We start from the raw sequence: 396 nt of genomic DNA on the forward strand, positions 1-396 counted from the left end.
TTCCCGCTCCGCCGTCTCGCGCACATTCACCGAAGGCGCGAGCGTTGCGCCCAAGACCCGCGCCCGGGTGATGCAGGCGGCGGAGGAGCTTGGCTACCGCGTCAACCTCCTTGCCCGCACGTTGCACAAGGAACGCTCGGATCTCGTCGGCCTTGTCGGCGCGAACCTCTCCAATCCCTATATTTCCGCCCAGGTCGATGCGCTGACGGCGGCGCTCTACGCAAACGGGCTGCAGTGCATGCTGCTCAATCTGGCGGGTCAGCAGAACGACATGGAAAATGCCGTTGCAAAGCTGCTTGAATACAGGGTCCGCACGGTCGTTCTCCTGTCGGGGGCCGTGCCGGATACGCTGATGCGGCTGGCGGCCGCCAATGGCACGCGTCTCGTTCTCATCAA

1 protein-coding gene is annotated in these 396 nt (G+C 64.1%); it reads left to right on the plus strand.

The annotated features are described in order from the left end of the window. Positions 1–396 (plus strand): LacI family DNA-binding transcriptional regulator (locus tag B4E36_RS23025; RefSeq protein ID WP_345900860.1); only part of this gene is annotated, 396 nt, incomplete at both ends.

Origin of the sequence: Martelella sp. UBA3392, from assembly GCF_002358775.1 — a bacterium.
Classification (GTDB): domain Bacteria; phylum Pseudomonadota; class Alphaproteobacteria; order Rhizobiales; family Rhizobiaceae; genus Martelella; species Martelella mediterranea.